The 24943-nt window shown below is 69.8% G+C and carries 24 protein-coding genes; 19 read left to right on the top strand and 5 right to left on the bottom strand.

Annotated features, from left to right (window positions below; translation table 11 throughout):
- Position 1: 1 nt before the first annotated feature.
- From IM787_RS01760 to IM787_RS01740, 5 genes are read right to left on the bottom strand one after another with little or no spacing between them, the layout of a single operon-like run.
- A complete protein-coding gene (locus tag IM787_RS01760) occupies positions 2–451 on the bottom strand; it encodes a hemerythrin domain-containing protein (protein WP_193674909.1) in 450 nt (149 codons plus the stop codon).
- 40 nt (positions 452–491) lie between these two features.
- On the bottom strand, positions 492–1265 hold the full coding sequence (locus IM787_RS01755) for a tetratricopeptide repeat protein (protein ID WP_193674908.1): 774 nt from the start codon (positions 1263–1265) through the stop codon (positions 492–494).
- Between the two features lie 30 nt (positions 1266–1295).
- Positions 1296–1961, bottom strand: a complete 666-nt coding sequence (locus IM787_RS01750) for a TetR/AcrR family transcriptional regulator (protein WP_193674907.1) — start codon at positions 1959–1961, stop codon at positions 1296–1298.
- A 1-nt stretch (position 1962) separates the two neighbouring features.
- Positions 1963–3126, bottom strand: a complete 1164-nt coding sequence (locus IM787_RS01745) for a patatin-like phospholipase family protein (protein ID WP_193674906.1) — start codon at positions 3124–3126, stop codon at positions 1963–1965.
- Between the two features lie 34 nt (positions 3127–3160).
- On the bottom strand, positions 3161–3685 hold the full coding sequence (locus IM787_RS01740) for a phasin family protein (RefSeq protein WP_193674905.1): 525 nt from the start codon (positions 3683–3685) through the stop codon (positions 3161–3163).
- Between the two features lie 133 nt (positions 3686–3818).
- Here IM787_RS01740 and IM787_RS01735 point away from each other — a divergent pair, with 133 nt between their 5' ends.
- The 19 genes from IM787_RS01735 to IM787_RS01645 all read left to right on the top strand — a co-directional run bounded on the left by IM787_RS01735 (position 3819) and on the right by IM787_RS01645 (position 24922).
- On the top strand, positions 3819–5804 hold the full coding sequence (locus tag IM787_RS01735; protein ID WP_193674904.1) for an SDR family oxidoreductase: 1986 nt from the start codon (positions 3819–3821) through the stop codon (positions 5802–5804).
- A gap of 80 nt (positions 5805–5884) precedes the next feature.
- Positions 5885–6949 carry a dTDP-glucose 4,6-dehydratase gene (rfbB, locus tag IM787_RS01730; RefSeq protein ID WP_193674903.1) on the top strand — a complete coding sequence of 355 codons (1065 nt, stop codon included), beginning with the start codon at positions 5885–5887 and terminating at the stop codon, positions 6947–6949.
- Between the two features lie 7 nt (positions 6950–6956).
- Positions 6957–7865, top strand: coding sequence for a dTDP-4-dehydrorhamnose reductase (rfbD, locus tag IM787_RS01725; RefSeq protein ID WP_193674902.1), 909 nt, complete (start codon positions 6957–6959; stop codon positions 7863–7865).
- Positions 7862–8752, top strand: coding sequence for a glucose-1-phosphate thymidylyltransferase RfbA (gene rfbA / locus IM787_RS01720; RefSeq protein WP_193674901.1), 891 nt, complete (start codon positions 7862–7864; stop codon positions 8750–8752). Before rfbD ends, rfbA begins: the two co-directional genes overlap by 4 nt.
- The gene (gene rfbC / locus IM787_RS01715; protein ID WP_193674900.1) at positions 8749–9291 is read left to right on the top strand and encodes a dTDP-4-dehydrorhamnose 3,5-epimerase; all 543 of its coding nucleotides are present in this window, start codon (positions 8749–8751) and stop codon (positions 9289–9291) included. The genes rfbA and rfbC overlap by 4 nt, the downstream gene beginning before the upstream one ends.
- Positions 9292–9373: 82 nt before the next feature.
- On the top strand, positions 9374–10657 hold the full coding sequence (locus IM787_RS01710; protein ID WP_193674899.1) for a nucleotide sugar dehydrogenase: 1284 nt from the start codon (positions 9374–9376) through the stop codon (positions 10655–10657).
- A 14-nt stretch (positions 10658–10671) separates the two neighbouring features.
- A complete protein-coding gene (locus IM787_RS01705; protein ID WP_193674898.1) occupies positions 10672–11727 on the top strand; it encodes a Gfo/Idh/MocA family protein in 1056 nt (351 codons plus the stop codon).
- Positions 11727–12305 (top strand): acyltransferase, encoded by a 579-nt coding sequence (locus IM787_RS01700; RefSeq protein WP_193674897.1) that lies wholly within the window; start codon positions 11727–11729, stop codon positions 12303–12305. Before IM787_RS01705 ends, IM787_RS01700 begins: the two co-directional genes overlap by 1 nt.
- 49 nt (positions 12306–12354) lie before the next feature.
- The gene (locus tag IM787_RS01695; protein ID WP_193675492.1) at positions 12355–13452 is read left to right on the top strand and encodes a DegT/DnrJ/EryC1/StrS family aminotransferase; all 1098 of its coding nucleotides are present in this window, start codon (positions 12355–12357) and stop codon (positions 13450–13452) included.
- 10 nt (positions 13453–13462) lie between these two features.
- The gene (gene wecB, locus IM787_RS01690) at positions 13463–14539 is read left to right on the top strand and encodes a non-hydrolyzing UDP-N-acetylglucosamine 2-epimerase (protein WP_193674896.1); all 1077 of its coding nucleotides are present in this window, start codon (positions 13463–13465) and stop codon (positions 14537–14539) included.
- 1 nt (position 14540) lies between these two features.
- Entirely contained in the window at positions 14541–15974 is a 1434-nt protein-coding gene (locus tag IM787_RS01685; protein ID WP_193674895.1) for a lipopolysaccharide biosynthesis protein, read from the top strand.
- On the top strand, positions 15971–16597 hold the full coding sequence (gene hisH / locus IM787_RS01680; RefSeq protein ID WP_193674894.1) for an imidazole glycerol phosphate synthase subunit HisH: 627 nt from the start codon (positions 15971–15973) through the stop codon (positions 16595–16597). Before IM787_RS01685 ends, hisH begins: the two co-directional genes overlap by 4 nt.
- A complete protein-coding gene (locus IM787_RS01675) occupies positions 16591–17364 on the top strand; it encodes an AglZ/HisF2 family acetamidino modification protein (protein WP_193674893.1) in 774 nt (257 codons plus the stop codon). Before hisH ends, IM787_RS01675 begins: the two co-directional genes overlap by 7 nt.
- Positions 17361–18485: an N-acetyl sugar amidotransferase gene (locus IM787_RS01670; RefSeq protein ID WP_193674892.1), complete on the top strand. Its 1125-nt coding sequence runs from the start codon at positions 17361–17363 to the stop codon at positions 18483–18485. The genes IM787_RS01675 and IM787_RS01670 overlap by 4 nt, the downstream gene beginning before the upstream one ends.
- Positions 18482–19756, top strand: a complete 1275-nt coding sequence (locus IM787_RS01665; protein ID WP_193674891.1) for a hypothetical protein — start codon at positions 18482–18484, stop codon at positions 19754–19756. Before IM787_RS01670 ends, IM787_RS01665 begins: the two co-directional genes overlap by 4 nt.
- Positions 19756–20859 (top strand): glycosyltransferase, encoded by a 1104-nt coding sequence (locus IM787_RS01660; protein ID WP_193674890.1) that lies wholly within the window; start codon positions 19756–19758, stop codon positions 20857–20859. The genes IM787_RS01665 and IM787_RS01660 overlap by 1 nt, the downstream gene beginning before the upstream one ends.
- Before the next feature lie 6 nt (positions 20860–20865).
- Positions 20866–22761 (top strand): asparagine synthase (glutamine-hydrolyzing), encoded by a 1896-nt coding sequence (gene asnB, locus IM787_RS01655; RefSeq protein ID WP_193674889.1) that lies wholly within the window; start codon positions 20866–20868, stop codon positions 22759–22761.
- Positions 22758–23999, top strand: coding sequence for a glycosyltransferase family 4 protein (locus IM787_RS01650; RefSeq protein ID WP_193674888.1), 1242 nt, complete (start codon positions 22758–22760; stop codon positions 23997–23999). Before asnB ends, IM787_RS01650 begins: the two co-directional genes overlap by 4 nt.
- A complete protein-coding gene (locus IM787_RS01645; RefSeq protein ID WP_193674887.1) occupies positions 23996–24922 on the top strand; it encodes an NAD-dependent epimerase/dehydratase family protein in 927 nt (308 codons plus the stop codon). Before IM787_RS01650 ends, IM787_RS01645 begins: the two co-directional genes overlap by 4 nt.
- Positions 24923–24943: the final 21 nt, after the last annotated feature.

Below are 24943 nucleotides of genomic sequence, written 5' to 3'. Positions count from 1 at the left end.
CTCAGAGCGCTTCTTCCTTCGCGCGCATGGCCGCGAATTCCTCCTGGTAGGCGCGGCCCAGGTCTTCCTTCTGTTCGGCGCTGAGCACCTCGCCGGCCTGCGGGAAGAACTTCTCCTCTTCCTCCTTCAGGTGGTGCTCGACCTTGGCCAGCAGCTTGCGCAGGCCTTCCTGCCACTCGGCGGAATGCGGGTCCGCCTCGTCCATGTCCTCCACCATCTCGTCCATCTCGTGGTGCTCCGCGATGGCGTGGCGCGACAGGTCGACCGACTGGTCGTGCTCGAACAGGGGCACGTAGAAGCAGCGCTCTTCCGCCGTCTCGTGCGCGGCGAGCTCGCGCTTGAGCTCCTCGAACACCTTCTGGCGTTCCTCCACGGGCAGCTTCTCCTGCAGTCGCGCGGAGAGGGCGCGTTGGGTTTCGTGGTCGGCGAGCAAGGCTTGGAAGATGGTCATGCAGCCATTCTTCCGGCCGGCCAGGCTCGGCGGTGTAGGCTCAGGCCGCCAGTTCGGCCCGGGCGAGTTCCACGTCGAGCCTCTCCATGGCGTCCAGCGGCTCGATGGCGGCGGCCTGCTCGTACAGGCGCGTGGCTTCCTCCATGCGCTCGTCGCCTTCGAGCATGAGGAGCCCGTTGGCGTATTCGACCAGCGCGATGGGCGACTCCGGGTGCAATTGCAGCGCGCGGCGGAACATCTGCAGGCCCGTTTCCTTGCTGGCGCCATGGGTCATCCCCCCGATCAGCGAACCGACCTTGTCGATCACTTCGGCGTGGAAGGCGCCCAGCGCCACGTGCGCATCGGCATGGCGGGGCTGCAAGGCGATGGCGCGCTCCAGCGCATCCTTCACCTTGCTCCCCAGCCCCTGCGCCAGCGCCTTGGCCACGCTGATCCCCTGGCTGTAGCGGCCGAGGGCGTAGGCCTGCCAGTACCAGGCATTGGCATCCCCGGGGTGCGCGGCCGCCTGCCGCGCCGCCCGTCCGGCGCATTCGAGCAGCAGTTCGAGCCGCGCCTTCTCCTTCTTCTCCAGGTAGTTGGCGTGGATGCAGCAGGCCTTGTTGGCGACGGTCACGCCGGCCTCCCCGGCCGCGAGGCCGGCCTCGTGCGCCTGCTGGAAGGCGCCGTTGTGGAACAGCACCCAGGCTTCGAGCACGCGGGGATCGGCCGGCAGCGGTTCGGCGTCCCCCGCGTGCAGGCGCGCCCACTGGCGCGTGACGCCGGCGGCGTCGTGCCGGAACTCCCCCAGGCGGGGAAAGGCCGTCCACTGGCCCATGAGCCTGTCTCCTTCCAGCCGCTCTCGGCTTCAGGGCGCCCGCTGGCCTCCGTAGGCGCCGGCCAGCTGCAGCAGGTGCGTGCGTTGTGCCGTCTCGAGATAGGGTACCAGCAGATGGAGCACGTGGTGGGCACCGCGCAGCAGCGCCTGCTGCGCGGCCTCGGGCTCCAGGGCGTGCCGGGGGTCGCGCACGTACTCGTAGCTCAGCCAGTAGGTCAGCACCACCACCATGCTCGTCGCGGTGGCCTCGAGCTCCCGCACGTCGATGCGGATCGCGCCGGAGCGGCTCATGCCGTCGAGCATGGCGCGGATCGCGCGCGCCTTGTCCTTCAGGACGGCCTGGAAGTGCGTCTCCAGCCGGCGGTTCTTGGACAGCAGGTCGTTCAGGTCGCGGTACAGGAAGCGGTACTGCCAGATCAGCTCGAACAGCGTGTGCAGGAAGAACCAAGCGTCCTCCACGTTGCGCACGTCGGCGGCGGCCTGCAGCAGTTCATCGAGCGCCTTCTCGTAGCGGTCGAACAGCGAGTTGATCAGCTCGTCCTTGGCCGGGTAGTGGTAATACAGGTTGCCCGGGCTGATGTTCAGTTCTGCGGAGATCAGCGTGGTCGACACGTTGGGCTCGCCGAAGCGGTTGAACAGGTCGAGCGTCACCTCGAGGATGCGTTCGGCCGTGCGGCGCGGGGCTTTCTTCGGCATGTCAGGCCGGCTGCAGCGTCGCGTCGAGGTCGTCCAGCACCGACTGCAGGCGGCGCACCGCCTCGCCGAGCCGGCGGGGACGGCGCGCCGGAACGAGGACGCGCGTGTCGTCGTGCAGCCGTTCGGCGCGCGGCCGGATGCCGTGCGCGGCGAACAGGGGCGCGAGGCGCGCCTCGTGGGTGCGCAGCCAGGCGCGGGCGCGCTGGTAGGCATGTTCGGCCATCCGGCGTCGCTGGCCGTAGCTGAAGGTGTTGGCCTCGAACAGCTCGCCGTCGGCCGCGTCGGGCTCCAGCAGCAGGATGTCGGTCGCGGGATACGCCGTGGCGTACTGCTTCATGCCCAAGGCCATGCGCGAATGGATCATGGCGCGCAGCGACTGGCTGAGGACCGCGGCCAGGCCGTCCGCCGCGATGCGGGGCCGCGCGAAGGGCACCAGCGGGTTCACGCAGACCAGCAGGTCGACGCCCTGCCGCAGGGCCGCGGAGGCGTGCATGGTCTTGGTCAGCGCGCCGTCGACGAACGAGCGGCCGTCGATCTCCACGGGCGGGAACAGGCCGGGCAGGGCGCACGTGGCCTGCACCGCGCGCGAGATGGGCACGTGGTCCCAGCCGGGCGCGCCGAACACCACCGGCTGCGCCGTGTCGAGTTCGGTGGCCACCAGCGACAGGCGGCCGCCGAGGCTGCGGAAGTCGTTGCTGCGCCCCGGGCGCGAGAAGAAGGATTGCAGCCGGCGGTGCACTTCGTCGTTGGAGAACAGGCCGGTGGGCAGGGCGGGTGCAAGGCCCTCGAGCGCCTGCAGCAGCGGCTTGCCGCCCCAGCTGGCCTGCCAGCCGGCGGCAGCGGCCAGGCCCGGCAGGCGGGCGGCGCGGCCCAGGAATTCGCCATAGGCCGGCACGGTGAGCCAGGCCGGGTCGAACACTTCGCCGCCGCGGCTGCTGTTCTCGATGAACGCGGCGCACATCTCGCGCGGCCGCACGCCGTTGGCGAGGCCCGCCGCGATGAAACCGCCGGCGGAAACGCCGACGTAGTGCCGCAGGCGGGTGAGGTCCAGGCCTTCCAGCGACTCCTCCAGCGCGCAAAGCACGCCGATCTCGTAGATCGCGCCCAGCGGCCCGCCCCCGGCGAGCGCCAGGGCGATCCGCGGCGAGGGGGCGGCCTTGCTCATCGACCGCGAGTGTAGGGCCGCGGCCCCGCTCCCGTCACTGGCCCGCCTTGCGGGCGGTGCGCTTGGCCGCGGCCTTCACCGCCGGCCGCTTGGCGACGGCCTTGCGGGTGGCCGGGCGGGCCGCCCGCGCGGTGGCGCCGGCTCCGCCACGCAGGGCGGCGACCGTGCGATTGAGTTCCTCGACGCGCTCGGTCAGCGCGTCGATCTCGCGGGCGGTGGGCACGCCCAGCTTCTTCAGGGCCCGCGAGACGCGCTCCTCGAAGATGCTTTCGAGCTTGTCCCACTGGCCCGAGGCCTTGGACGAGAGGTCGGTGGCCATCGAGGTCATGCGGTTGGTGGCTTCCGCCAGCTTGCCTTCGGCCACCGACTGGGTGCGGCGCTGCAGCGTGACGCCTTCCTTGACCAGCGCCTCGAACACCTTGCCGCCTTCCTCCTGCGCCTTGGAGAAGGCGCCCAGGCCGGCCAGCCAGATCTGCTGCGCCGATTCCTTGACGGTGCCCGCCAGCTGCTTGCTCTCGGCGGCGGAATCCCCGCCCTGCTTCTTCAGTTTCTTGACCATCGGTGTTCTCCTGGTTGGCGCGGCACCGCGCTTGGCCGCAGCATCACTTTAGCGCCGCCGCCCGGGCTGTGTAGGGGCGGCTTCCTAATGCAGAATGCGTCGCCACGACACCGACCATCCAGGAGGGGCTTCCATGCACTACTTCGTGACCGGCGCGACCGGCTTCATCGGCAAGCGGCTCGTGAGGAAGCTGCTCGAACGCAAGGGCGCGGTCGTGCACTTCCTGATCCGGCGCGAAAGCGAGGACAAGGTCGCCGCGCTGCGCGAATGGTGGGGCGCCACCCCCGCGCGCGCGGTGCCGGTCTTCGGCGACCTCACGCAGAAGAAGCTGGGCGTGTCGGCGGAAGACACGAAGAAGCTCAAGGGCCAGGTGGACCACTTCTTCCACCTCGCGGCGGTCTACGACCTCGCGGCCGACGAGGAGAGCCAGGTGCAGGTCAACGTCGACGGCACCCGCAACACCGTGGAGTTCGCGCGCGCCATCGAAGCCGGCCACTTCCACCACGTCTCCTCGATCGCGGCCGCCGGCCTCTACGAAGGCGTGTTCCGCGAGGACATGTTCGACGAGGCCGAGAACATCGACCATCCGTACTTCGCCACCAAGCACGAGAGCGAGAAGATCGTGCGCAAGGAAAGCAAGGTGCCGTGGACGGTCTACCGCCCGGCGATGGTGGTGGGCGACAGCCGGACCGGCGAGATGGACAAGATCGACGGGCCCTACTACTTCTTCAAGCTGATCCAGCGCATGCGCCAGCTGCTGCCGCCGTGGATGCCGGCGGTGGGACTGGAGGGCGGGCGCGTCAACATCGTGCCGGTCGATTATGTGGTGGACGCGCTCGACCACATTGGCCACCAGAAGGACATCGGCCAGCGCTGCTTCCACCTGGTGGACCCTCAGGGTTATCGCGTGGGCGACGTCCTCGACATCTTCAGCCGCGCCGCCCACGCGCCGCGCATGAACCTGTTCATCAACGCCGCGCTCCTGGGCTTCATCCCGCGCGGCGTGAAGAAGGGGCTGATGGCGATCGCGCCGGTGCGGCGGGTGCGCAACGCCATCATGAAGGACCTCGGGCTGCCCGAGGACATCCTCGCGTTCGTGAACTACCCGACCCGCTTCGACAGCCGCGATGCGCAGGCGATGCTCAAGGGCACGGGCATCGAGGTGCCGGACCTGAAGGACTACGCCTGGCGCCTGTGGGACTACTGGGAGCGCCACCTCGACCCCGACCTGCACATCGACCGCACGCTGCGCGGCACCGTGGGCGGCAAGGTGGTGCTCGTCACCGGCGGCTCCTCCGGCATCGGCCTCGCGGCGGCGCACAAGTTCGCCGAAGCCGGCGCCACCACCATCATCTGCGGCCGCGACCAGGACAAGCTGGACGAGGCCTGCCGAGAGGCCGAGGCGAAGGGCTACGCTTTCGTCGCCTATCCGGCGGACCTGGCGGACATGGCCGACTGCGACCGCTTCGTGCAGCAGCTGCTGGCCGACCACGGCGGCGTCGACTTCCTGATCAACAACGCGGGCCGCTCGATCCGCCGCGCGATCGAGGCCAGCTACGACCGCTTCCACGACTTCGAGCGCACCATGCAGCTGAATTACTTCGGCGCGCTGCGCGTGACGATGGGGCTGCTGCCGGCCATGGTGGAAAAGCGGCGCGGCCACGTGGTGAACATCAGCTCGATCGGGGTGCTGACCAACGCGCCGCGCTTCTCGGCTTACGTCGCGTCGAAGGCTGCGCTGGACGCCTGGACGCGTTGCGCCGCCAGCGAGTACCAGGACCAGGGCATCACCTTCACCACCATCAACATGCCGCTGGTGCGCACGCCCATGATCGCGCCGACCAAGATCTACAACAACGTGCCGACCCTGGCGCCGGAAGAGGCCGCCGACCTCGTGGCCGAAGCCTGCGTGGCCAAGCCCGTGCGCATCGCCACCCGCCTGGGCATCGCGGGCCAGCTGCTGCACGCGCTCACGCCGCGGGTGGCGCAGATCGCCATGAACACCAGTTTCAGGATGTTCCCCGACTCCTCGGCGGCCAAGGGCGACAAGAGCGGCAAGCCCCAGTTGTCGGCCGAGGCGGTGGCGCTGCAGCAGATGATGCGGGGGATCCACTTCTGAGGCGCCGGCCCGTCCGCACGCCGAGTGGATAATCCGGACCACCAGGACCGCCGCGTCCTGCCCCCAGGAGACGCTCTCTCATGATTCTCGTGACCGGCGGCGCCGGGTTCATCGGTTCGAACTTCGTCCTGGACTGGCTGGCGCGGGCGGATGAACCGGTCGTCAACCTGGACAAGCTCACCTACGCCGGCAATCCCGACAACCTGGCCTCGCTGGAGGGCGACCGCAGGCACGTGTTCGTGCGGGGCGACATCGGCGACCAGCCGCTCGTGGAGCAGCTGCTGGCGAAGTACCGGCCGCGCGCGGTGCTCCATTTCGCCGCGGAATCCCACGTCGACCGGTCCATCCACGCACCGGGCAGTTTCATCGACACGAACGTGGTCGGGACGTTCCGCCTGCTGGAGGGGATCCGCGCGTACCTGGAGCCGTTGCCGGAGGCGGAGCGGGCCGCGTTCCGCCTGCTGCATGTGTCCACGGACGAAGTCTATGGTTCGCTGTCTCCCGCGGCGCCGGCCTTCACGGAGGAGCACCGGTACGAGCCGAGCAGCCCGTACTCCGCGAGCAAGGCCGCCAGCGACCACCTGGTGCGCGCGTATCACCAGACCTACGGGCTGCCGGTCCTCACCACCAACTGCTCCAACAACTACGGCCCGCACCACTTCCCCGAGAAGCTGATCCCCCTCATGATCGTGAACGGCCTGGCCGGGCGCCCGTTGCCGGTGTACGGCGACGGCATGCACGTGCGGGACTGGCTCTATGTCGGCGACCACTGCAGCGCCATCCGCCTGGTGCTGGAGGCGGGGCGGCCGGGCGAGACCTACAACGTCGGCGGGCGCAGCGAGAAGTCCAACCTCGAGGTCGTGCGCACGGTCTGCGCCCTGCTCGACGAGCTGCGGCCCCGCGGCGATGGCGGCAGCCATGCCGGGCAGATCCAGTTCGTCCCCGACCGCCCGGGGCACGACCGGCGCTACGCAGTGGACGCCGGCAAGATCGAGCGCGAGCTGGGCTGGCGTCCCCTGGAGACCTTCGAGACGGGCCTGCGCAGGACCGTCGAGTGGTACCTGGCCCATCCCGGCTGGGTGGAGCGTGCGCAGAGCGGCGCCTACCGCGACTGGATGGCGAGGCAGTACGGGCAGGCGGGCTAGGGCCGGCGTGAAGATCCTCCTCTTCGGCTGCAACGGGCAGGTGGGATGGGAATTGCAGCGCAGCCTCGCTCCGCTGGGGGAGGTCACGGCGCTCGGGGCGAAGGGGGCAGGCGGCCTGCACGGCGACTTCCGCGATCCCGAGGCACTGGCCGGCACCGTGCGGGCGGTGCGGCCCGATGCCGTCGTGAACGCGGCCGCCTTCACCGACGTCGACCGGGCCGAAGCCGAGCCGGAGCTGGCCCGCACGGTGAACGCCTTCGCGCCCGCGGCACTGGCGCGCGCCGCGGAGGATGTCGGCGCGTCGATGGTCCACTATTCGACGGACTACGTCTTCGACGGCAGCGGCATCCGCCCCTGGCGGGAAGACGATACCCCAGGGCCCCTCAACGTGTACGGGCGCAGCAAGCTGGAGGGCGAAATCGGCGTCCGGGAAGCCGCGAGCCGGCACCTGGTCCTGCGCACCAGCTGGGTCTACGGCGTGCACGGCCGGAACTTCGCCACGACGATGCTGCAGCTGGCGGCCGAGCGTGACGAGCTCCTCGTCGTCGACGACCAGTACGGCGCGCCGACGGGAGCCGACCTGCTCGCGGATGTGACCGCCCACGCGCTCAGGACGCTCCACGAAAGGCCGGACCGCTCGGGCACCTACCATGTGTGCGCGGGAGGTGAAACGTCCTGGCACGGGTACGCGCGCTTCGTGGTTGGCAAAGCGCGGCAGGCGGGGGAGAATCTCAGGTGCGGCGTCGGGCAGGTCAGGGGCGTGCCGGCGACGGCCTTTCCGGCCGCCGCCCGGCGCCCCGATAATTCCCGCCTGGACACCGCGCGATTCCGCGCGACCTTCGGCCTGTCGCTGCCCCCCTGGCAGCAGGGGGTCGCCCGCCTCCTCGACCAACTCCTGAGACCGGCCGTTCCATGACGCAACGCAAAGGCATCATCCTCGCAGGAGGCTCGGGCACGCGCCTGCACCCCGCGACGCTCGCCGTCAGCAAGCAGCTGCTGCCGGTGTACGACAAGCCGATGGTGTACTACCCCCTGAGCACGTTGATGCTGGCCGGCATCCGCGACGTGCTGGTGATCAGCACCCCGCAGGACACGCCCCGTTTCCAGCAGCTCCTGGGCGACGGCACGCAGTGGGGGATCAGCATCTCCTACGCCGTGCAGCCCCGGCCCGAGGGCATCGCGCAGTCCTTCCTGATCGGCGAGTCCTTCCTGGGCGGCGCCCCGTCGGCGCTCGTGCTGGGCGACAACATCTTCTATGGCCACGAACTGGGCACCCTGCTGCGCGACGCGGACCGGAAGCTCGATGGCGGCACGGTCTTCGCCTACCACGTCCAGGACCCGCAGCGGTACGGCGTGGTGGACTTCCACCCCGACGGGAAGGCCAGGAGCATCGAAGAGAAGCCCGAACGGCCCAGGAGTTCGTACGCCGTCACCGGCCTGTATTTCTACGACAACCAGGTGGTCGACATCGCCAGGGCCGTCCGCCCCGGCGGACGCGGGGAACTCGAGATCACCGCGGTGAACCAGGCGTACCTGCAAAAGGGGCAGCTCACGGTCAAGATCATGCATCGGGGTTACGCCTGGCTGGACACGGGCACGCACGACAGCCTGCTCGACGCCGGCCAGTTCATCGCGACCCTCGAGCGCCGGCAGGGCCTGAAGATCGCCTGCATCGAGGAGATCGCGTGGCGCGCCGGCTTCATCCCCGACGACCAGCTCGAGCGCCTGGCGGAGCCCCTGCGGAAAAGCGGCTATGGCCAGTACCTGCTCCAGGTCCTGCGCGAGGGCGGGAGGAGGCCATGAAGGCCACGCCCACCGCCATTCCCGGAGTGGTGGTGATCGAGCCGGAGGTGTTCCGGGACGAGCGCGGGGCCCTTTACGAAAGCTACAACCGGCAGGCCTTCCTGCGCGCGACGGGGGTCGATGCGGATTTCGTCCAGGACAACCACTCGACTTCCAGGCGCGGCGTGCTGCGCGGCCTCCACTACCAGCTGGCGCATCCGCAGGGAAAGCTCGTCCGGGTCGTCCGCGGCGCGGTTTTCGACGTCGCGGTCGACCTGCGCCGGTCTTCGGCCACCTTCGGGCGCTGGGTCGGCATGGAACTGACCGCGGACAACCGCCGCCAGCTGTGGATCCCGCCGGGGTTCGCCCATGGATGCCTGGCGCTTTCGGAGGCGGACGTGGTTTACAAGCTGACGGCACATTACGTCCCGCAGGACGAGCGTTGCATCGTCTGGGACGACGCCGCGATCGGCATCGCCTGGCCGCTGTCCGGGCCACCAGTGCTCTCTGCGCGGGACCGGGCGGCCGTGCCGCTGGCCAAAGCGGACCTGCTGGCGTAGCGCCGAGTTGAACTGCGATAATCGGAGGCTCGCTCGAGAGAGGCCGGGGACCTGGCCGAGGCAGAGATCTGAAGGGACGGAAATGAACAGGAAAATTGCAGTGGTCGGCCTGGGCTACGTCGGCCTGCCGGTGGCGGTGGCCTTTGGCCGCACCCACCCGGTGGTGGGCTTCGACATCAAGGCGGCGCGGATCGCCGAGCTCAAGGCCGGCAAGGACAGCACCGAAGAGGTTGCGCCCGCCGACCTGGCGGCCGCGGACATCCGGTTCACCGACAGCGTGGACGACCTGCGAAGCTGTGACTTCTTCATCGTTGCCGTGCCCACGCCGGTGGATGCCGGCAACAAGCCGGACCTCTCGCCCCTGGTCGGCGCTTCGCGTTCCGTCGGCAAGGCGCTGAAGAAAGGCGACATCGTGGTGTACGAATCCACGGTTTACCCGGGCGCGACGGAAGAAGATTGCATCCCCGTGCTCGAGCGCGAGAGCGGCCTGCGCTTCGGGACGGACTTCACCGTCGGTTACAGCCCCGAGCGGATCAACCCGGGCGACCGCGAACACACCTTCACCAAGATCAAGAAGATCGTGTCCGGCTCGGACGCACGCACGCTGGACGTGGTGGCCGAGGTGTACAGCTCCGTGGTCACCGCCGGCGTGCACCGCGCGAGCAGCCTGAAGGTGGCCGAGGCCGCCAAGGTGATCGAGAACACCCAGCGTGACCTCAACATCGCGCTGATGAACGAGCTGGCCGTGGTCTTCGAGCGCATGGGCATCGACACGATGGAAGTGCTGGAAGCCGCCGGCAGCAAGTGGAACTTCATGCCCTTCAAGCCGGGCCTGGTCGGTGGCCACTGCATCGGCGTCGACCCGTACTACCTTACGCACAAGGCCGAGAAGCTCGGCTACATCCCGCAGGTGATCCTCGCCGGCCGCCGGATCAACGACAACATGGGCCGCTACGTCGCCCGTGCCGCCGTCAAGCAGATGCTGGTGAACGGCATCGACGTGGCGCGCAGCCGCGTCGGCGTGCTGGGCTTCACCTTCAAGGAGAACTGCCCCGACGTGCGCAACTCCAAGGTCGTCGACATCGTGAAGGAGCTGCAGAGCTACGGCATCGACGTGGTGGTCGCGGACCCGCACGCCGACCCCCACGAGGTGGAAGAAGAGTACGGCCTGAAGCTCGGCAGGATCGATGCGGACCACGCGGTCGACTCCCTGGTGGTGGCCGTGTCGCACCGCGAGTACAAGTCGCTGACGCCGGCGAAGCTGCGGGCGATGGTGCGGGGCGAGAAGCCGGTGCTGGTGGACGTGAAGTCGATCTACGACCGCGCGGAGCTCGAAGCCGCGGACTTCACGGTCTGGCGCCTGTAACCACGAGGATCCCGATGACCCAGCACATCACTGGCCGCAAGATCCGCTTCGCGCTGGTCGGCTGCGGCCGCATCTCCAAGAACCACGTCGCCTCCCTGCAGGAACACGCCGACGACGCGGAACTCGTGGGCGTGTGCGACATCGATCCTGCCGCCCTGCAGGCCGCCGTCGCGGCGACGGGCGCCAAGGGGTATGCGGACATCGACGACCTGCTCGCCGACACCGACGCCGACATCGTCATCCTGACCACCCCGAGCGGCGTGCATCCCGGCCACGCCGTCAAGTGCGCGCATGCCGGCTTCCACGTGCTCACCGAGAAGCCGATGGCGACCAAGTGGGAGGACGGCGTGCGCATGGTGCGCCACTGCGACGAGGCCGGCGTGCACCTCTTCGTGGTCAAGCAGAACCGCCGCAACGCCACGCTGCAGCTGCTGCGGCGCGCCGTGGAGCAGAAGCGCTTCGGCCGCATCTACATGGTGACGCTGAACGTCTTCTGGCAGCGCCCGCAGCAGGGCTACTACGACCAGGCCGCCTGGCGCGGCACCTGGGAAATGGACGGCGGCGCCTTCATGAACCAGGCGAGCCACTACGTCGACCTGCTGGAGTGGCTGATCGGCCCGATCGAGAGCCTGCATGCCTACACCGGCACCCTCGCGCGCGACATCGAGGCCGAGGACACCGGCGTGCTGACGTGCAAGTGGCGCAGCGGCGCGATGGGCTCGCTGAACGTGACGATGCTCACCTACCCGAAGAACTTCGAGGGCAGCATCACCATCCTCGGCGAGAAGGGCACCGTGCGCGTCGGCGGCGTCGCCGTCAACGAGATCCAGCATTGGGAATTCGAGGACCAGCGTCCCGAGGACGCCGACGTCAAGACGGCGAGCTACGAGACGACGAGCGTCTACGGCTTCGGCCATCCGCTCTACTACCGCAACGTCATCGACGTGATGCGCGGCAAGGCGGTGCCGGAGGTGGACGGCCGCGAGGGCCTGAAGTCGCTCGAGGTGCTGATCGCGGCCTACCGATCGGCGCGCGACGGCGTGCGCGTCAACCTGCCGCTGGAGCTCTGATGGCGTACTCGGTCCATCCCTCCGCCATCGTCGACGAGGGCGCGCAGATCGGCGACGGCTCGCGGGTCTGGCACTTCGTGCACGTGTGCGGGGGCGCCCGCATCGGCGAGCGCTGCTCGCTCGGGCAGAACGTCTTCGTGGGCAACGACGTGCGGATCGGCAACAACGTCAAGATCCAGAACAACGTGTCGGTCTACGACGCCGTGACGCTGGAGGACGATGTGTTCTGCGGACCCAGCATGGTGTTCACCAACGTGTACAACCCGCGCTCGGCGGTCACGCGCAAGGACGAATACCGCCGCACCCTGGTGAAGAAGGGCGCCACCCTGGGCGCCAATTCCACCATCGTGTGCGGCACCACGATCGGCGAATATGCCTTTGTCGGCGCGGGGGCGGTCGTCAACCGCGACGTGCCGGCGTTCGCGCTGATGCTGGGCGTGCCCGCCCGCCAGGCCGGCTGGATGAGCCGTTTCGGCGAACGTCTCGACCTTCCCCTGCAGGGAGATGGCGAGGCGACTTGCGCCCACACGGGCGAGCGCTACCGCCTGCGCGCCGGCGTCTGTACCCTCGAACAGTGAAGGAATCCCCCAAGTGAATGCCGTCCCCAAGGAAGCCTCCCCGGGAAAGATCGAGTTCATCGACCTGAAGGCGCAGTACCGTGCCCTCAAGAAGTCGATCGACGCCCGCATCCAGAAGGTGCTGGACCACGGCCAGTACATCCTGGGCCCCGAGGTGGCCGAGATGGAGCAGAAGCTCGCCGCCCTGACGGGCGCGAAGCACTGCATCAGCTGCGCCTCCGGAACGGAGGCCCTGCTGATGTCCCTGCTTGCGCTCGGGATCGGCCGCGGGGACGAGGTGATCACGACGCCGTTCACCTTCGCCGCGACGGTGGAGATGATCGTGCTGGCCGGCGCCACGCCGGTCTACGTCGACATCGAGCCGGACACCTGCCTCATCGACGCGACGAAGCTCGAAGCGAAGATCACGCCGCGCACGAAGGCCATCATGCCGGTGTCGCTGTACGGGCAGGTCGCCGACATGGACGCGATCAACGCCATCGCGGCGCGCCACGGCAACATCCCGGTCATCGAGGACGCCGCGCAGAGCTTCGGCGCCAGCTACAAGGGCCGCAAGAGCTGCAACCTGTCCACCATCGGCTGCACCAGCTTCTTCCCGAGCAAGCCGCTCGGCTGCTACGGCGACGGCGGCGCGATCTTCACCAACGACGACGGCCTGGCCAAGGCGCTGCGCGAGATCCGTGTGCACGGGCAGGAACGCCGCTACTACCACACGCGCGTCGGCGTGGGCGGCCGCATGGACACGCTCCAGTGCGCGGTGGTGCTCGGGAAGCTGGAACGCTTCGAATGGGAGATCGAACGCCGCCTGGCGCTGGGTGACCAGTACCGTGCGATGCTGCAGCAGTCCGGCACGACCGCCGGCCTGCTCGCCGTGCGTCCGGACCGCGACTGCGTCTGGGCCCAGTACACGATCTTCGTCGAAGGGCGCGAAGCGGTGCAGAAGGCGCTGCAGGAACAGGGCATCCCGACCGCCGTCCACTACCCGCTTTCGCTCAACCGGCAGCCCGCCTACCGCGACGACGCGTCGGCCGCGGAGACGGTGCACAGCCACTGGGCCGGCGAGCGCGTGATGAGCCTGCCGATGAGTGCGGACCTCACGCAGGAGCAGATGGAACGCGTCGTTTCCGTGCTCCGCCGTATCCTTTGAGGGCAACGAATTGAAGATCGTCACCGTCGTCGGCGCACGCCCGCAGTTCATCAAGGCCGCCGCCGTCTCGCGCGCCATCCGCGGCGACGCTGCCGGGCGGGTGCAGGAAGTGCTGGTCCACACCGGCCAGCACTACGACAGCAACATGTCCGCCGTGTTCTTCGAGGAACTGGGCATCCCCGCGCCGGCGCACCACCTCGAGATTTCCGGTGGCGGCCACGGCGCCATGACCGGGCGCATGCTGCAGGCGCTGGAGGCCGTGCTGGCCGACGAGAAGCCCGACTGGGTCCTGGTCTACGGCGACACCAACTCGACGCTCGCGGCGGCCCTGGCCGCGGTGAAGATGCACATCCCGCTGGCGCACGTCGAGGCCGGCCTGCGCTCCTTCAACATGCGGATGCCCGAAGAGGTCAACCGCATCGTCGCCGACCGCGTGTCGACGCTGCTGTTCTGCCCCACGCAGGTGGCGGTGGAGAACCTCCGCAACGAAGGCATGACGCACGGCGTCCACCTCGTGGGCGACGTCATGTTCGATGTCTCGCTGTACTACCGCGATCTCGCGCGCCGCAGCAGCGATGCAGTGCAGCGGTTCGGGCTGGAAGAGGGCGGCTACGTCCTCACCACGTGCCACCGCGCGGAGAACACCGACGACCCGGTGCGGCTGGCATCGATCCTGGGCGCGCTGGGCGAGCTTGCCGAGGAGCTGCCCGTGGTGCTGCCCGTGCATCCCCGCACGCGCAACATCATCCGGGAGCGCGGCATGGCCGACGTCCTGGGCAAGGTGCGGGTGGTCGACCCGCTGTCCTTCATGGACATGGTCCGGCTGGAGCAGTCAGCCCGCGTGGTCGTGACGGACTCGGGCGGCGTCCAGAAGGAAGCGTTCTTCTACCAGGTGCCTTGCGTCACCATGCGCGACGAGACGGAGTGGACCGAAACCGTCGACCTCGGCTGGAACCAGCTCGTCGGGGCCGATCGCGGCCGCATCGTGGCGGCCGTGCGGGGCGCGCGCCCGCCCGCCGGCCCGGAGGCGCGCCCTTACGGGGACGGCGCAGCCAGCCAGGCGATCCTGCAGAAGCTGCTGGGGTAGCGTGAGTTTCCGGTCGAACGCCCTTGCGATGCTGACGGGAACCGTCATGGCGCAGGCGCTGCCCTTGCTGGCCGCGCCGGTGCTGACGCGCCTGTACACGCCGGAGGCGTTCGGCCTGCAGACGCTGTTCATGGGCCTCGCGGCGAGCCTGGCGGTCCTGGCCACCTGCCGGATGGACCTGGCCCTGGTGCTGCCGCCGGACGACGGCGAGGCGCTGGCGCTGGTCGCCTTCATGGCTGCGACCACCCTGGCCACCTGCGCGCTCACCTGGCTGGCGGTGCCGGCCGTGGCCGCCGTCACGGGGCGGGAGCTTCCGCTGGCCTGGATGGCCCTGCTGCCCCTCATGGTGCTGGCGACCGCCGTGTTCCAGCTCGCCACCGGCCTGGCGGCACGGCGCCGCGCCTTCCGGCAAGTGGCCGGCGCCGGCGTCGCCAACCAGGGGACCTATGTCGGGGCGGCCCTGGCCCTCGGCCTGGCGGGCACATGGTCGCTCGGCCTGGTGATCGCCAAGCTGGCCGGCCAGGCGGTGGGCGCCGTCCTCGTGTGGCGCACCGCGGCGGCGGAGATCTCCGCCGCCTTCCGCCGCCGTTCACTGGCCGCCGCCATGGCCGCCGCCCGCAAGTACCGGCAGTTCCTCGTGTTCAACACGCCCTACAGCCTGGTCGGTTCGGTGGCGCGCGACGCGCCCGTCTATGCGTTTTCCGCGTTCGCCGCCGTCGGACTGGCCGGTTTCTTCGGCCTGTCCCGCACCGTCCTGCTCGCGCCGACGCTGCTCGCTTCCAACGCGTTCAGCCAGGTGTTCTACCGCGAGGCCGTCGCGCTGAAGGGGAGCCCGCGGCTGCAGGACCTCACCGTGACCCTGCTGCGTGCCGGCCTGCTGGTGCTGGCGCCCCTCTTCGCGTTCTGCGCGGTCTGGGGCGATGCCCTCTTCGCCACGCTGTTCGGCGAGGGCTGGCGCACCGCCGGCGTGTTCGCGATGGTGCTGGCCCCCGCCGCCTGGCTCGCCGTGCAGACGGGATGGCCGGAGCGGCTGTTCGAGGTGAACATGCGCCAGGGCGTCTCCTTCGCCGTGCAGTTGACGTCGGATGCGGTGACCGCCCTGGCGTTCGCCGCCACGTTCTGGTTCACGCGCGACGGCGTGGTCGCCGTGGCCGTCTACGCAGCGTGCAACGTGCTGTACCACCACGTGTACCTTGCCGCCATCTTCCGGATCTCCGGCTTCTCCGCCGGGCTGCTGGCGCGCACACTGCTGGCCGGCTGGCTGGTGTTCGGTGCGTCCTGCGCGGCGCTGGCGGTGATCCGCGTGGAGGGGGGGCAGGCGGGCGTCGCCGGCTGGGCGCCGGCGATGGCGCTGGCGGCCGTCGCTTCGGCCGCGCTGGGTTGGCGCCTGGCGCGCCACGGCCTGCGTGGAAGCTTTGCTGGAGGATTGCGGTGATCGGCATCGTCGACTACGACACGGGCAACGTGGGCTCCGTGCTCAACATGCTGAAGAAGGTCGGCGCGCAGGCGGTGGTCTCGCGCGACCACGAGGTGCTGCGTTCGGCGACCAAGCTGGTCCTGCCCGGCGTGGGCGCCTTCGACGAGGCGATGGGCAACCTGCACCGCTTCGGCCTGGTGGACCTGCTCAACGAACTCGTGATCGAACAGCGGCGTCCGCTGCTGGGGGTGTGCCTGGGCGCGCAGCTGGTGGGCAGGGCGAGCGAGGAAGGGGTGCAACCCGGCCTCGGCTGGATCAACGCGCGCATGGTGCGCTTCCGCGGGACCGAGGGGCAGACGCTGCGCGTGCCGCACATGGGCTGGAACACGGTGCAGGCGGAGGCGGAAGGCGGCGGGATCTTCCGCGACGTCCCGCAGCCGATGCGCTTCTACTTCGTGCACTCGTACCACATGGTCGTGGACGAAGCCGGCCTGGAGCTCGCCAGCTCCCACTACGGCCATCGCTTCACCAGCGCCATGGCGCGGGACAACATCGTGTCGCTGCAGTTCCACCCGGAGAAGAGCCACAAGTACGGGCTGCAGGTCTACCGCAACTTCGTCGAGAGGTTCGAAACGTGCTGAAACCGCGCGTCATCCCCTGCCTGCTCCTGCGCGGGCGCGGCCTCTACAAGACCGTCCGGTTCGCCGAGCCCAAGTACGTCGGGGATCCGGTCAACGCCGTGAAGATCTTCAACGAGAAGGAAGTCGACGAGCTGCTGCTGCTGGACATCACGGCGACGGTGGAGAAGCGCGACCCGAACTTCGAACTCATCGCCGACATCGCCGGCGAATGCTTCATGCCGCTGGGCTACGGCGGCGGCGTCGGCTCCATCGACCAGATCCGCAAGCTGCACCGCATGGGCGTCGAAAAGGTCTGCCTCAATTCCTCGGCGTTCCGCAACCCGCGTCTCGTGCAGGAAAGCTGCGACATGTTCGGCAGCTCCAGCATCGTGGCCGCGATCGACGTGAAGAAGACGCTGTTCGGCAAGCACGAGGTGTGGATCGATTCCGGCCGCACCAACACCCGCGAGGACCCCGTGCGCCACGCCGAGAAGCTGGCGGAACTGGGCGTCGGCGAGATCCTCGTCAACTCCATCGACCGCGACGGCACCATGTCCGGCTACGATGCAGCCCTGCTCAAGAAGGTCGCCTCCGCCGTCGACACGCCGGTGATCGCCTGCGGCGGCGCCGGCACGCTGGACCACATCCGCGAAGCGCTCCAGGCCGGGGTGTCCGCCGCGGCCGCCGGCAGCATGTTCGTCTTCCACGGCAAGCACCGGGCCGTCCTGATCAACTATCCCCCTCCCGAGACGCTGGCACAGCTCCAGCTCTCCCCCACCACCCGATGAACGCTCGCCCCTACCAGATCTGTTCCCGCTGCGTCATGGACACGTCGGACCCCGACATCACGTTCGACGAACAGGGCGTCTGCAGCCACTGCCGCAGCTACGACGCCATGGTGCGCTCCACCGTGGAACGCGCCTCGCGCGGCGAACGCCAGGCGGAACTCGAAGCCGTGGTCGCACGCATGCGCGAAGCCGGCAAGGGCCGCGACTACGACTGCATCATGGGCCTCAGCGGCGGCGTGGACAGCTCCTACGTCGCCTACACGGCGGCAAGGATGGGCCTGCGCCCGCTGGCCGTGCATTTCGACAGCGGCTGGAACTCCGAGCTGGCCGTCAACAACATCGAGAACATCGTCAAGAAGCTGGGCATCGACTTGCACACGCACGTCGTCGACTGGGAGGAGATGCGCGACCTGCAGCTGGCCTTCTTCAAGGCGTCGGTGGCCAATTGCGACACGCCGACGGACCATGCCTTTCCCGCCGTCCTCTACCGCGAGGCGGCGCGCCACGGCATCAAGTACATCCTCTCCGGCACCAACTACGCCACCGAGTTCATCCTGCCGCCGGCGTGGGGCTACTCCTCGAGCGACAAGCGCCAGCTGATGGACATCTCGCGCCGATTCGGCACGATGCGCCTGCGCGAGTACCCGACCATCGGCTTCTTCGCACAGTACGTCTGGTATCCCTACGTGCGCGGCATCAAGACCGTTCGCCTGCTGAACTACATCCCCTACAACAAGGACGAGGCGAAGAAGACCATCGCGGCCGAGCTCGGCTGGCGGGACTACGGCGGCAAGCACTACGAGTCCGTGTTCACCCGCTTCTTCCAGGGCTACTACCTGCCGGTGAAGTTCGGCTACGACAAGCGGCGCGCCCACCTCGCCTCCCTGATCAACTCGGGCCAGATGACCCGCGAGGCCGCGCTGGCCGAACTCGCCCATCCCACCTACGACGCGGCCCTGCAGCAGCAGGACAAGGAGTTCGTCGCCAAGAAGCTGGGCGTGCGCCCGCAGGACCTCGACGCCATCTTCGCGCAGCCGAACCGGCACTACTCCGACTACCGCTCGAACGACTGGCTGCTCAGGACCGCCCTCAAGGTGAAGAGGGCCGTCGCCGGCGTATGACGTCACGGGCCGCTTCCCAAGGGCTGCGCGAGCACAGCCTCTTCCTGCTTTACGCGGCGAGCCTCGGATGGCTGATGTTCGCCTGCTACTACTACGCCAGCGCCGCGCGCATGGACCCGGAATTCGTGCAGCCGCTGCTGCTGTTCGGCGCAGTGTTCGTCGGCCTCTACGTCTTGCTCTGGTTCCTGCTGCGCCGCCGCCTGCCGCAAGTGGAGCAGGTGCCACTGCCGGACGGGGGCGTGCGCATCATGATCGCCGTGCTGTTCGCCCTCTTCGCGGGCGTCGTGGTGATGCACCTGACGACGCTGGGTTACCTTCCGATGGTCGAAGCCCATCGGTCGGACAACGACTATGAGATCGCGCGCATCCGGCAGGAGGGCTACTACAGCCTGGCGCGCTGGCAGCGCTACGCCTCCGACTACGCGATCAAGGGCGTCGGGCCGATCCTGCTGGTGCTGGCCGCGCAATACCGCTCGCGCCTGCTCTACCCGGCGCTGGCGGTGGGGCTCTTCTACACCACGTCGCTGTTCGTGAAGGCGAATTCGGTGTACCTCCTGCTGCCGCTGGTCTTCTACTTCTCGTTCACGCGCGCCTGGAAGAAGGCCGCGCTGATGGCGCTGCTGATCGTGGTTTCCGTCGGCATCAACTGGACGTCGTCCAGTCCGCCGGTGCGGGAGGACGTCGCCCGCCTGATGGAATTCGTCGAAGGCAAGGGGATGCGCAAGCCGCGCGACATCCCGACCGCGGACTCCTCCCTCGGGGACTATCCGGGGGCGATGGTCGTGGCATCGGTGCGCGAACGCCTGTTCATCGTGCCGGCGCGGGTCACGGCCCAGTGGTACTTCCAGTACGAAGAGCCGGAGCGCCGGGAGGACGGTTGCGGCTACCGGCTCGTGGCCAGGATGCTCGGCTGCGAATACCAGCACATGCCGACCAAGCTCTACGCGATCTATCACGAAGACCTGGTGCGCGAGCGGGGGCTCACCGGCAGCCTGAACTCGGGCTCCTACATCCACGACTTCGCCAATTTCGGCTATGTCGGCGTGCTGGCCGGCGCCGTGCTGTTCGCCTTCCTCTTCACGGCGCTGCGCTACCTGTGCCGCAACTCGCCCGCGGCCCTGTGCCTGAGCCTGATGCCGGTGCTGAGCCTGATCGAGATGCCCTTGTCCACGGTGCTCAATTCCGGCGGCTGGCTGCTGGTCATCTTCGCCTCGCTGCTGCTGCAGCAGGGCGGCCGGCTGCGTGCGGCCGCGGGGCCGCAGGGCGCGTGATGGCACGCATCTGCCACTTTTCCTCGGCCCACCGCGCGGGCGACATCCGCATCGTCCGCAAGGAGGCCCGGGCGGCCGCTGCGGCCGGCCACGAGGTCAGCGTCGTCATCCAGGGCGACATGCCCGCCGATTGCGCGGCGGTGCGGCACGTGCCGCTGTCGCCGCCGCCGGGCGGCCGCCTGGGCCGCTTCACCCTGCTGGGCTGGCGGACCTGGCGGGCCGCGTTGCACCAGGGCGCGGACATCTACCACTTCCACGATCCGGACCTGTTGCCGTACGCCCTGCTGATGCGGGCGGCCGGCCGGCGGGTGATCTACGATGCGCACGAGGACGTGCCGCGCGACATCCTGTCGAAGGAGTGGATCCCGGTGCGCGCGCGCCGCGTCATCGCGCGGGTGTTCGAGGTCTTCGAGGACTTCGCGGCCAAGCGGATGAGCGCGGTGGTGACGGCCACCCCTTTCATCGGCGAGCGCTTTCGCCGGCTCAACCCGCAGACCACCACCGTCAACAACTATCCGATGATGGACGAACTCGCCCCGCCGCCCGAAGGGCCGGACGGCGAGCGGCGTGGCTTCTGCTACGTGGGCGGCATCTCGGCGATCCGCAGTGCCCGCGAAATGGTGGAGGCGTGCGCGCTGGCGGGCCAGCCGCTGGTGGTGGCCGGTCCGATGGAGACGCAGGCGCTCGCGGCCTCCCTGCAGGCGCTGCCTGGCTGGAAGCACGTGGACTACCGCGGCCAGCTGTCGCGCGCCGATGTCGCCGCCGTGCTGGCGCGCAGCATCGCCGGCCTCGTGCTGTTCCATCCCGAGCCGAACCACGTGAACTCGCAGCCCAACAAGCTGTTCGAGTACATGTCGGCGGGGCTGCCGGTCATCGCGTCGGACTTCCCGATGTGGAAGGACATCGTGGAACGCTACGACTGCGGCGTCTGCGTCGATCCCTGCGACCCGCGGGCGATCGCCGCCGCCATGTCGGCCCTCGCGGCCGATCCGGAGCGCGCGCGCCGCATGGGCGCGAACGGGCGCCGCGCGGTGCTCGAAAAATTCAACTGGGAGCGCGAGCAGCATGTGCTGCTCGACGTCTACCAGCGTTGCAGGAGCTGAAACACCATGTGTGGAATCGCGGGGCTGGTCTCCGGCCGGCCGACCGACCTCTCCGACGTGTTCGCGATGACGCGCGTGCAGGCCCACCGCGGGCCGGACGGCAGCGGCCATGCCTTCTTCGGGCCGGACGGTGCGGGGCCGTTCGCCTCCGACGTCCCGGCCGCCGCACCGCCGGCGATCGTGGCGCTGGGCCACCGCCGCCTGGCGATCATCGACTGCACCGAAGGCGGCCACCAGCCCATGCCGTACGCGGATGGCCGCTACTGGCTCACCTACAACGGCGAGATCTACAACTACCGTGAACTGCGCGACGAGCTGCGCGCGCTCGGCCGGCACTTCAGCTCCGCTTCCGACAGCGAGGTGATCCTCGCGGCCTATGCGGAATGGGGCACGGAGTGCTTCCGCCGCTTCAACGGCATGTGGGCGCTGGCGATCTGGGACCGGACCGAACGCTGCCTGGTGCTGTCGCGCGACCGCTTCGGGGTCAAGCCGCTGCACCTGGGCGTGCGCGACGGCGTCCTCGCCTTCGCCTCGGAGATCAAGGGCATCCTGGCGCATTGGGGCGGCAGCCCCGCCGCGAACCCGGTGGCGATCCACGACTACCTCGCCCACGGCGCACTGAACACCGACGACGCCACCTTCTTCCAGGGGATCACCGCGTTTCCGCCCGGCTGCCATGCCGTGCTGCGTCCGGGGCAGTCGCTGGAGGTCCGGCCGGTGCCGTTCTGGCAACTGGATCCGGCCCGCGAGCTGGACCTCCCGTTCGACGAGGCCTGCGCGCGTTTCGCCGAGCTGTTCCGCTCCTCCGTGCAGCTGCGCATGCGCAGCGACGTGCCGGTGGGCGCCTGCCTGTCCGGCGGGCTGGACTCCTCCTCGATCGTGTGCGCGATGCGGCAGCAGGAACAGCAGTCGTCCATCCACACCTTCACCGCGCGCTTTCCGGAGCCCCAGTTCGACGAATCCCGCTGGGCACGGATGGCCGCCGAACGGGCGCGCGCGCAGCCGCACTTCTCGGTCCCGACCGAAGAGGGCTACCTCGCGGAGCTCGGCGACCTGGTGTGGCACCAGGACGAGCCGTTCTCCACCGCCAGCATCTATGCGCAATGGCTCGTGATGAAGCAGGCGCGCGAGACCGGCATCCCCGTGCTGCTCGACGGGCAGGGCGCCGACGAGATCCTCGGCGGCTACAAGAAGTTCTATGCGTTCCACATCCTGTCGCTCGCGCGCCGCGGGCGGCTGGTCGCCGCCGGCCGCGAAGCCGCGTCGGTGGCGCTGCACGGCGACCGCGGCTACCTGCGCTGGCGCGAGGGCCTGCGCTACATGCCCCGCTTCCTGCAGCCGAAGCTCGGCGCCGCGTCGGACTGGCTCGGCCCGGCGGTCGCCGCGGCTGCAGGCGATTCGCGCGTGCAGCTGGGCGCCCCCGGCGGGCTGCGCCAGCGCCAGGTCGCGGACCTGCGGCAGTACAGCGTGCCCAGCCTGCTGCGCTACGAGGACCGCAATTCGATGGCCTGGTCGATCGAGAGCCGCGTTCCCTTCCTGGACTACCGCCTGGCCGAGTTCGTGCTGGCGCTGCCCCTGCAGCACAAGCTGCGGCAGGGACGCACCAAGGCGCTGATGCGCACCGCCCTGCGCGGGCTGGTGCCGGACGAGATCCTCGACCGCCGCGACAAGATGGGCTTCGTCACGCCGCAATCGCTGTGGATGCGCGGCGCCCTGGGCGAACGCATGCAGCAGTCGCTCGCCGCCGCGAAGCCGCGCCTGCAGGAGTGGCTGCGCGTCGACGAACTGCTGGCCGCCTGGCGTTCGGCCGGCGACCGCCAGCGCCAGACGATGGAGCCGATGCTGTTCCGCGCCGGCGTGCTGGCCCACTGGGCCGAGAAGTTCGAGGTGCGGGCCGGATGAGCGCCGGCGGCAGCATCTGGTACATCCATCCGTATGCGGGCGGGCCCGGCATCGGGCGCTACGACCGGCCGTTCCACCTGGCGCGCGAGTGGGCCGCGCGCGGGCAGCCGAGCGTGATCCTCACGGCCGCGAACCACCACCTGCTCGACGTGCCCCGGCCGGCGGGATGCGAGTCCGTGCAGGGCGTCCCCTACGAGTTCCTGCCGACGCCGCGCTATCGCGGCAACGGGCTCGGGCGCATCGCCAACATGGCGGCCTTCAGCTTCCAGCTGGTCCGCCACGCGGACCGGCTCGCGCGCGACCACGGCCGCCCGTCGCTCGTCGTCACGTCCTCGCCGCATCCGTATGCCTTCCTCGCCGGCCGCAGGCTCGCGCGCCGCTTCGGTGCCCGCTGCGTGTTCGAAGTACGTGACCTGTGGCCGCTGAGCCTGGTGGAACTGGCCGGCGTGCGGGCCTCGCATCCGCTGGTGCGCTTCACCGGCTGGCTGGAGCGGGAGGCCTACCGCACGTCCGACGACGTCGTTTCCCTGCTTCCCTGCACGCGGGAGCACATGCGCGCCGCCGGCCTGGACACGGCGCGCTGGCACTACATCCCCAACGGCGTGGCCGCGGCGTCCGCGCCGGGCGAGCTGCCCGATTCGGAGGCCGCGCGGCAGGTCCGCGCCTGGCGCGCCGAGGGGCGTGCCGTCGTCGTCTACGCCGGCGCGATGGGCCGGCCCAACCACGTCAGCACGCTGGTGGAGGCGATGGCGGAAGAGGGCCCCCGCCGGCTGGCGTCGGCCGTGATCGTGGGCCGCGGCGAGCTCCAGGCGGAACTGCGCGCGCAGGTCGAGGCGCTCGGCCTGCAGGGACACGTGCGCATCTTCGACCAGGTTCCCAAGGCAGCGGTGCAGCGCCTGCTGCGCGAGGCGAGCGCGGGCTACATCTCGCTGCGGCCGGAGCCGATCTTCCGCTTCGGGGTCAGCCCCAACAAGCTGTTCGACTACATGCAGGCCGCGCTGCCGGTGCTGTTCGCGGTGCGCGCGGGCAACGATCCCGTGGCGGAATGCGGCTGCGGCTTCTCCATCGATCCCGGCGACGCGAAGGCGATCGCCGCCGCGATCACGCGGCTCGCGCAGATGCCGGAGGCCGAGCGGGCGGACATGGGAAGGCGGGGTGAAGCGTACGTGGCGCGCCACCACGGCTACGACACCCTTGCCACCGCCTACCTGCAGCTGCTGGGGAAGGCCGGCGCATGATCGCAGTGACGGGCGCGGGCGGTTACATCGGAGGCGCGACGGTGCGTTTCCTCGCGGCGAGCGGCCCCGTGCTTGCGATCGGGCGGACGGCCCCGGCCGGCCTGGAACGGGCCGGTGTGCAGGTGGCGGCCACGGGCGAAGGGCCGCCCACGCCCGAAATGCTGCGCGGCTGCACGGCGGTGGTCCACCTGGCCGGACGCGCGCACACGCAGGTCGCGTCCGAACGCGGGCGCGACCTGTTCGACGAGGTGAACCGGCAGCTCGCGGTGCGGACCGCCGCGGCCGCCCGCGCGGCGGGGGTGGGCCGCTTCGTCTTCGTCAGCTCGATCGGCGTGCATGGCAACTGGTCGGCCGAAACCGTCCGGGCCGACTCCCCGGCGCGCCCCGCCGCAGCCTATGCGCGATCGAAGTGGGCCGCGGAGCAGGAGCTCACGGCGGCTTGCGCGGAGCAGGGCCCCGCGCTCGTGATCGTGCGCCCGCCGATGGTGTACGGCGCCGGATGCCCCGGCAATTTCCCGCGGCTGGTGCGGCTGGTGCGTTCCGGGCTGCCGCTGCCGTTCGGCGCCGCCCGCGCCGTGCGCTCGTTCGTCCACGTCGACAACCTGGCTTCGTTCCTCGGCGCCTGCGCGCTCGGGCCGTTGCCGGCGCAGCGCACCTTCGTCGCGGGTGACGGTTCCGACTGGTCGCTCGCCGAGCTGGTGCGCGGCATGGCGGCGGCCCTGGACATGCCGTCCCGGCTGGTCAGCGTCCCGCCGGGACTGCTGCGCCTGGCCGGGACGCTGATCGGGCGCCGGCGCGAGCTGGAAAGCCTCACCCTGCCGCTGCGTGTCGACTGGCAGGAGGCCGGGCGCGCGATGGGCTGGCAGCCGGTGCTGGCGCCCGCCGAGGCGTTGCGGGCGTCGGTGGTGGGCCCGGCGCGGTAAACGGCTTCACCGTTTGCGCGG

Source organism: Ramlibacter pallidus (assembly GCF_015070875.1).
GTDB classification, from domain to species: domain Bacteria; phylum Pseudomonadota; class Gammaproteobacteria; order Burkholderiales; family Burkholderiaceae_C; genus Ramlibacter; species Ramlibacter pallidus.
The sequence above is the reverse complement of the archived record's forward strand: the minus strand, read 5'-3'. Positions and strand labels throughout refer to the sequence as shown.